The sequence below is a fragment of the Streptomyces sp. H27-H1 genome (assembly GCF_026627445.1).
In the GTDB taxonomy this organism is placed as follows: Bacteria; Actinomycetota; Actinomycetes; order Streptomycetales; family Streptomycetaceae; genus Streptomyces.
The window spans coordinates 76737-84151 of sequence record NZ_JAPNLJ010000038.1 but is presented as its reverse complement, the minus strand read 5'-3'; the positions used below and the strand labels follow the sequence as shown (position 1 = coordinate 84151).

General features: G+C 71.2%; 6 protein-coding genes. 4 read left to right on the top strand and 2 right to left on the bottom strand.

Annotated features, from left to right (window positions below):
• Positions 1-17: 17 nt before the first annotated feature.
• Positions 18-1232, top strand: coding sequence for an acetyl-CoA C-acetyltransferase (locus OTB20_RS31635; protein WP_267822772.1), 1215 nt, complete (start codon positions 18-20; stop codon positions 1230-1232).
• Between the two features lie 52 nt (positions 1233-1284).
• Positions 1285-3468, top strand: coding sequence for a 3-hydroxyacyl-CoA dehydrogenase NAD-binding domain-containing protein (locus OTB20_RS31630; protein ID WP_267822770.1), 2184 nt, complete (start codon positions 1285-1287; stop codon positions 3466-3468).
• A gap of 76 nt (positions 3469-3544) precedes the next feature.
• On the opposite strand, the gene OTB20_RS31625 is transcribed toward OTB20_RS31630, so the two are convergent.
• Positions 3545-4219, bottom strand: coding sequence for a maltokinase N-terminal cap-like domain-containing protein (locus OTB20_RS31625; protein WP_267822769.1), 675 nt, complete (start codon positions 4217-4219; stop codon positions 3545-3547).
• Positions 4220-4337: 118 nt separating this feature from the next.
• Between OTB20_RS31625 and OTB20_RS31620 the strand changes: the two genes are divergently transcribed.
• Complete coding sequence (locus OTB20_RS31620) at positions 4338-4565, top strand: hypothetical protein (RefSeq protein ID WP_267822767.1); 228 nt, start codon at positions 4338-4340, stop codon at positions 4563-4565.
• A 136-nt stretch (positions 4566-4701) separates the two neighbouring features.
• Here the strand turns inward: OTB20_RS31620 and OTB20_RS31615 are convergent, their stop codons facing one another.
• On the bottom strand, positions 4702-5430 hold the full coding sequence (locus OTB20_RS31615; protein WP_267822765.1) for a MerR family transcriptional regulator: 729 nt from the start codon (positions 5428-5430) through the stop codon (positions 4702-4704).
• A 117-nt stretch (positions 5431-5547) separates the two neighbouring features.
• On the opposite strand from OTB20_RS31615, the gene OTB20_RS31610 reads away from it, so the two are divergent.
• Complete coding sequence (locus tag OTB20_RS31610; RefSeq protein WP_267822764.1) at positions 5548-7401, top strand: AMP-dependent synthetase/ligase; 1854 nt, start codon at positions 5548-5550, stop codon at positions 7399-7401.
• The last annotated feature ends 14 nt before the right edge of the window (positions 7402-7415 follow it).

Below are 7415 nucleotides of genomic sequence, written 5' to 3'. Positions count from 1 at the left end.
CCCGAAAGGCTTGACCAGTGAGCACCGAAGCGTACGTATACGACGCGATCCGCACGCCGCGCGGCCGCGGCAAGGCCAATGGCTCCCTGCACGGCACCAAGCCGATCGACCTGGTCGTCGGCCTCATCCACGCCCTGCGCGAGCGCAACCCCGGCCTGGACCCCGCCACCATCGACGACATCGTGCTCGGCGTGGTCAGCCCGGTCGGCGACCAGGGCTCCGACATCGCCCGCATCGCGGCGATCGCCGCCGGGCTGCCGGACACCGTGGCCGGACTTCAGGAGAACCGCTTCTGCGCCTCCGGGCTGGAAGCCGTCAACCTGGCCGCCGCGAAGGTCCGCTCCGGCTGGGAGGACCTGGTCCTCGCGGGCGGCGTGGAGTCGATGTCCCGCGTCCCGATGGCCTCCGACGGCGGAGCCTGGTTCAACGACCCGATGACCGGCTGGAACACCGACTTCGTCCCGCAGGGCATCGGCGCCGACCTGATCGCCACGATCGAGGGATTCTCCCGGCGCGATGTCGACGAGTACGCCGCCCTGTCCCAGGAGCGCGCCGCCGCCGCCATCAAGGAAGGCCGCTTCGCGAAGTCGGTCGTCCCGGTCACCGACCGCAACGGCCTGGTCGTCCTGGACCACGACGAGTTCGTCCGCCCCGGTACCACCGCCGACACCCTTGCCCGCCTGAAGCCCTCCTTCGCGGACATCGGAGACCTCGGCGGCTTCGACGCCGTCGCGCTGCAGAAGTACCACTGGGTCGAGAAGATCGACCACGTCCACCACGCGGGCAACTCCTCCGGCATCGTCGACGGCGCCTCCCTCGTCGCGATCGGCTCCCGCGAGGCGGGCGAGCGGGGCGGCCTCACGCCCCGCGCCCGGATCGTGTCGGCCGCCGTCTCCGGCTCCGAGCCCACCATCATGCTCACCGGCCCCGCACCGGCCACCCGCAAGGCCCTCGCCAAGGCCGGCCTGACCATCGACGACATCGACCTCATCGAGATCAACGAGGCCTTCGCCGGAGTCGTGCTCCGCTTCGTCAAGGACATGGGCGTCTCCCTGGACAAGGTCAACGTCAACGGCGGCGCCATCGCGCTCGGCCACCCCCTCGGCGCGACCGGCGCGATGATCCTCGGCACCGTCATCGACGAACTGGAGCGCCAGGACAAGCGCTACGGCCTCGTCACCCTCTGCGTCGGCGGCGGCATGGGCGTTGCCACCATCGTCGAACGCCTCTGACCTCGTCCTGCACCCCCTGCCCCCCGGACCTTCCGAAACGAAAGCAGTGACCATGAGCGAGTCCACCACGATCCGCTGGGAACAGGACGAGACCGGCGTCGTCACCCTGGTCCTCGACGACCCCAACCAGTCCGCCAACACGATGAACCAGGCCTTCAAGGACTCCATCGCCCGGGTCGCCGACCGCGCGGAGGCCGAGAAGGACTCCATCCGCGGCATCATCTTCACCTCCGCCAAGAAGACCTTCTTCGCGGGCGGCGACCTGAAGGACATGGCCCGGCTGCGCCCCGAGCACGCACAGCTGGCCTTCGACACCGGCACCGAGATCAAGCGCTCGCTGCGCCGCATCGAGACCCTCGGCAAGCCCGTCGTCGCCGCCATCAACGGCGCCGCCCTCGGCGGCGGTTACGAGATCTGCCTGGCCTCCCACCACCGCGTGGCCCTCGACGCGCCCGGCTCCAAGATCGGCCTGCCCGAGGTCACCCTCGGCCTGCTCCCGGCCGGCGGCGGCGTCACCCGGACCGTCCGCCTGATGGGCATCGCCGACGCGCTGCTCAAGGTGCTGCTGCAGGGGACCCAGTACAGCCCCCAGCGCGCCCTGGACAACGGCCTGGTCCACGAACTGGCCGCCACGCCCGAGGAGATGCTCGCCAAGGCGCACGCCTTCATCGAGGCGAACCCGGAGTCGAAGCAGCCTTGGGACGTCCCCGGCTACAAGATCCCCGGCGGCACGCCGTCCAACCCGCGGTTCGCCGCCAACCTTCCGGCCTTCCCGGCCAACTTGAAGAAGCAGCTGAACGGGGCCCCGTACCCGGCGCCGCGCAACATCCTGGCCTGCGCCGTCGAAGGCGCCCAGGTGGACTTCGAGACCGCCCTGACCATCGAGGCCCGCTACTTCACCGAGCTGGTCACCGGGCAGACCGCCAAGAACATGATCCAGGCGTTCTTCTTCGACCTCCAGGCCGTCAACGCAGGCCGCAGCCGCCCGCAGGGCGTGGAGCCCCGCAAGGTCGCCAAGGTGGCCGTGCTCGGCGCCGGCATGATGGGCGCCGGCATCGCCTACTCCTGCGCCCGCGCCGGCATCGAGGTGGTGCTGAAGGACGTCACCCCCGAAGCCGCCGCCAAGGGCAAGGCGTACTCCGAGAAGCTGCTCGACAAGGCCCTGTCCCGGGGCCGTACGACCGAGGCCAAGCGCGCCGAGCTCCTCGCCCGGATCACCCCGACCGCCGATCCCGCCGACGTGGCGGGCTGTGACGCCGTCATCGAGGCCGTCTTCGAGGACACCGCCCTCAAGCACAAGGTGTTCCAGGAGGTCCAGGAGTTCCTCACGCCCGACGCGCTGCTCTGCTCGAACACCTCCACGCTGCCCATCACGGGCCTCGCGGAAGGGGTTTCGCGGCCCGCCGACTTCATCGGACTGCACTTCTTCTCGCCGGTGGACAGGATGCCGCTGGTCGAGATCATCAAGGGCGAGCGCACCGGTGACGAGGCCATCGCCCGCGCCTTCGACCTCGTACGGCAGATCAACAAGACCCCGATCGTCGTCAACGACTCGCGCGGGTTCTTCACCTCGCGCGTCATCGGCCAGTTCATCAACGAGGGCGTCGCCATGGTCGGCGAGGGCATCGAGCCCGCCTCCATCGAGCAGGCCGCGGCCCAGGCCGGGTACCCGGCCAAGGTGCTCTCCCTGATGGACGAGCTGACCCTCACCCTGCCCCGCAAGATCCGCAACGAGACCCGCAAGGCCTTCGAGGCCGAGGGCCGGGCCTGGCCGGAGCACCCGGCCGACACCGTCATCGACCGGATGGTCGACGAGTTCGGGCGCCCCGGGCGCAGCGGTGGCGGCGGCTTCTACGTCTACGACGAGAGCGGCAAGCGCGCCGGGATCTGGCCGGGGCTGCGGGAGCACTTCACCAAGGCCCCAGGGGACGGCCATGTCGGGATCCCGTTCGAGGACATGAAGGAGCGGATGCTCTTCTCCGAGGCGCTGGACACCGTCCGCTGCTTCGACGAGGGGGTCCTGACCTCCTACGCCGACGCCAACATCGGCTCCATCATGGGCATCGGCTTCCCGGCCTGGACCGGCGGGGTGATCCAGTACATCAACGGCTACGAGGGCGGCCTGGCCGGCTTCGTGGCCCGGGCCCGCGAGCTGGCCGGGCAGTACGGCGAGCGCTTCGCCCCGCCGGCCTCCCTGGTGGCGAAGGCCGAGCGCGGGGAGACGTACACGGACTGAGCGGACGCGTCCGCGCGGACCGGCCGTCCGTCGCGCGGTTCCGGGGCCCTGTGCCCCGGGACCGCGCGGGGGCGGGTCAGGTGGTGGCGTGCGCGGTGGTGTGCAGCTCCGCGAACAGGCCCCGGTGCGCTGCCCCGTCCGGCGTGGTCCAGCCGGCGGTGAGCCGGCCCACGACCCCGGAGGCGTCAGCCGGCCCGTCGCCAACGGGCCGCAGGACACGCGTCAGGCCGAGCGCCGCGACGCCCGGCACGCGCACGTCGGTACCCCGCGCGGTGTCGGTGATTTCCAGCCGCCCCCGCGGGAGGTCCGCCGGGAGCCCGGGGCCGTCGAACCAGGCGGTGACGGAAGGGTCGGCGATACCACTGTCGCACTGGTCCTGCGCCACGGCGCAGCCCTGGATCAGAGCGAGCAACTGGCCCACGAGCACCGGGTCGTGAACGCCGTCGTAGATCCACCGAGTGCCGAGCACCCCATGCTCCGAGGTCCCCACCAGACCGGCTCCGGCCTCGTCCAACGGGGCCCCGCGGTAGCTGAGCGGCACGAGGTACGAGGTCTCCCGGCCGCCCGAGGTGTCGGTGAGCACCATGAACTCGATGCCGACCTCACCCTCGGGGTCGTCGAGCCTGAATCCGCCGGAGCGGGCCGGAGCCGGCGCCTGTCCCGTGGACGCGTACCAGGGCCGCGTCGGAAGCCAGGAAGCGAGGAGCTCGAGTTTGCCCGGGCTCATCGTGGTCTTGTAGATCTTCGCCATGAGGGTGACCCTAACGGCCGTTCCGCACATGACCCTTGATTTACGTGCCGGTCGGGCGATGGCTCGCCCGACCAGTCTCGTGGGTGGGTTCGGCGTCGCGATCGGCGAGAATCACCGGGTGAGCACACCAACGCGGGGCGCCGGACGCGGAGTCAGCACCCTCATCCCCCAGAGCGCCACCGAGCAGGCCATGGCGGCCCTCACCGGGCTGGAGACCGTACCCGTGCACGTCGGCCTCCTCCAGGCGGCAGCCCTCCTACTGGAGGAAGCCGCGCGGACCACGGCCGACGAACAGGCGAAGGCCGCGATGGCCAAGACGGCGGGGATGCTGCGCTCCACGATGTAGACGGCGCTCACCTGGCGCCCGTCAGCCGGTACGTTCCCGGCTCGGGCCTCAGGTATCGGCCCCATATCCGGGCCGTGCGACAGGGGGCCGTCCCCGTCGCGGTCGTACTGCGGCGCGTCAAAGGCGAGGCGTCACGCTAGCTTTCCGAGACGAAGGCGGCCCGGAGCTCCTCCTTCAGGGAGCGCTGGAACGCGGTGACCAGGGCCTGTACCACCATCGGCTGCATGTGCGCGGACAGCGCCTTCATCGCCTCCACCCGTTCCGGGTCGCTCTCGCCCTCCGTGAAGGGGCCCCACACTTCGTCCCGGAACAGTGCGGTCAGCTGGTGCGCCGCCGTCCGCGCGTGCTCCAGCAGGACTTCGCGGGCGACCAGGATCGTCTCGTGGGCGATCGGTACGTCGAGCAGTGCGACCCCGAGCCGCAGCAGCCCCACGTCCACCCGGAAGCCCTCCGGGGTCGGCGACAGCACGTTCATGGCCGTCAGGCGCCGGATGTCGGTCTCCGTCAGTGTTCGCCCGGCCCGCTTCTCCAGCTCGGCGCGCGAGGACTCCAGCGCCGCGTCCGGGGCCCACGTCGCCACCAGTGCGCGGTGGATGGCCAGATCGTGCGGGCTCAGGTCGTCGGGCAGTGCGTCGAGGTAGCGCTCGATGGCGGAGAGGGTCATGCCCTGGTGCTGCAACTCCTCGATGAGCGCGAGCCGGGACAGGTGCTCCGGGCCGTAGTGGCCCACGCGACGGGGTCCGATCACGGGAGGGGGCAAAAGCCCACGGGTGCTGTAGAACCGTACGGTGCGGACGGTCACACCCGCCCTGGCCGCCAGTTCGTCGACGGTGAGCGACGCCGGCTCCGGCGCCTGGGTGGTCATGTGCTCTCCGCCTCGCTCTCTGATCAGCACGCTTTTCATCGGCACAGTTCGACCGACACGGTTCGTGTTCAACAGTATTGCTGTCGCACCAACGATGTGAAACGGCCAGGAGCTGCCATGACCACGAAACTCCGACTGCCCGCATCCCTCGACGAGCTCACCGTGCCCGCCCTGCTGGCGCGCAACGCCGCCGAGCACGGCGATCTTCCCGCCCTCTCGTGGCGCGAGGGCCCCGACGGTACGAACTGGTCCACCCTCAGCTGGTCCGACGTCCGCCGCAAAGTGGCCGTCCTCGCCGCCGGCTATGCCGCCCTGGGGGTCGAGCGCGGCGAGCACGTCCTGCTGATGATGGGCAACCGGCCCGAGCACTGGCTCACCGACCTCGCCCTCGTCCACCTCGGCGCCGTACCCGTCACCGTGTACGGGACCTCCGCGCCCGAGCAGATCGCCCACATAGCCCGCCACAGCCGGGCCCGGCTCGCCGTGATCGAAGGCGCCCGGGAACTGGCCCGGTGGGAGCCGCTGCTCGCCGATCCGGGGATCCCGCTGGAACGGCTCGTCGTGGCCGAGGCGCCGGAAGCGGGCCCGCACACGACCTACGGCTCCCTCTACGCCGGCGGCGCCCGGGTGCACCGCTCCGAGGCCTTCGAGAAGGCCTGGCGGGAAACACGGCCCGAGGACCCGCTGACCGTCGTCTACACCTCCGGCACCACCGGCGACCCCAAGGGCGTCCGCCTGACCCACCGCAACATCCTGCTCCAGTCCGTCCGGCTCGACGCGCACATCGAACTGCCCGAGCACGCCGAGCACATCTGCTACCTGCCCTTCGCGCACATCGCCGAGCGGATCCTCGGCATCTACCTGCCCCTCCTGCGGGCCGCCCACGTCCGGCTGTGCGCCGACCCGGCCGCCGTCTCGGCCGCCGTGCGCGAACTGCACCCCGTGCAGTTCTTCGGGGTGCCCCGGGTGTGGGAGAAGCTGGCCGCCTCCGTACGGGCGGTCCTGGGGCGGCTTCCCGAGGAGCGGCAGCGCGCCATCGAAGCCGCGGGCGACCTGGCACGGGAGCGCGCGGGCCACCTGGAGCGGGGCGAGGAGGTCCCGGCGGGGCTCGAAGCCTCGTACGCCCTGGCCAAGGAAGGGGTGCTGGACCCGCTGCTGACGCTGGCGGGGCTGGACCGGCTCCTCTGGACGGCCAGCGCCACCGCGCCGATGCCGATCGACGTGGTCCGTTTCTGGGCGGGCTGGGGCATCACCATCATGGACGCCTGGGGGCTGACCGAGACCTCCGGCGTCTGTACGGTCAACAGCCCCGACGGGTTCCGGCTGGGCTCGGTGGGCCGCCCGATCGCGGGGCTGGAACTGCGGATCGCGCAGGACGGGGAGATCTTCACGCGCGGGGAGACGGTCTTCGGCGGCTACCTGCTGCCCGACGGTTCGGTGGAGAGCGCCTCCGACGGCGAGGGCTGGTTCCCGACGGGGGACATCGGGCGGCTCGACGAGGCGGGGTTCCTCTGGCTGACCGACCGCAAGAAGGAATTGATCATCACCTCGACCGGCAAGAACGTCTCGCCCGCCCTGGTGGAGAACACCGTCAAGGAACACCCGCTGATCGGGCAGGCGCTGGTGCACGGCGACGGCCGCTCCTACCTGGTGGCCCTCCTCGTCCTGGACCCGGAACTGGCCCCGGCCTGGGCCGAGGCCCGGGGGATCGAGGCACGTACGCCCGGTGAGCTCGCCGCGCACCCGGCCGTCCTGGAGGAGGTCGCCCGCGCCGTCGGGGCGGCCAACGCCCGGCTCAACCGCACCGAGCAGATCAAGCGCTACCGGCTGCTGACCGAGGAGTGGGGACCGGAGTCCGGTGAGCTGACCCCGTCCCTGAAACTGCGCCGCCGGGTGATCCGGGAGAAGTACGGGGCGCTGATCGAGGGGCTGTACGCGCAGCCGCGCGAGGGTGCGGACGAGGGCTCGTAGGGGCTCGTAAGGAG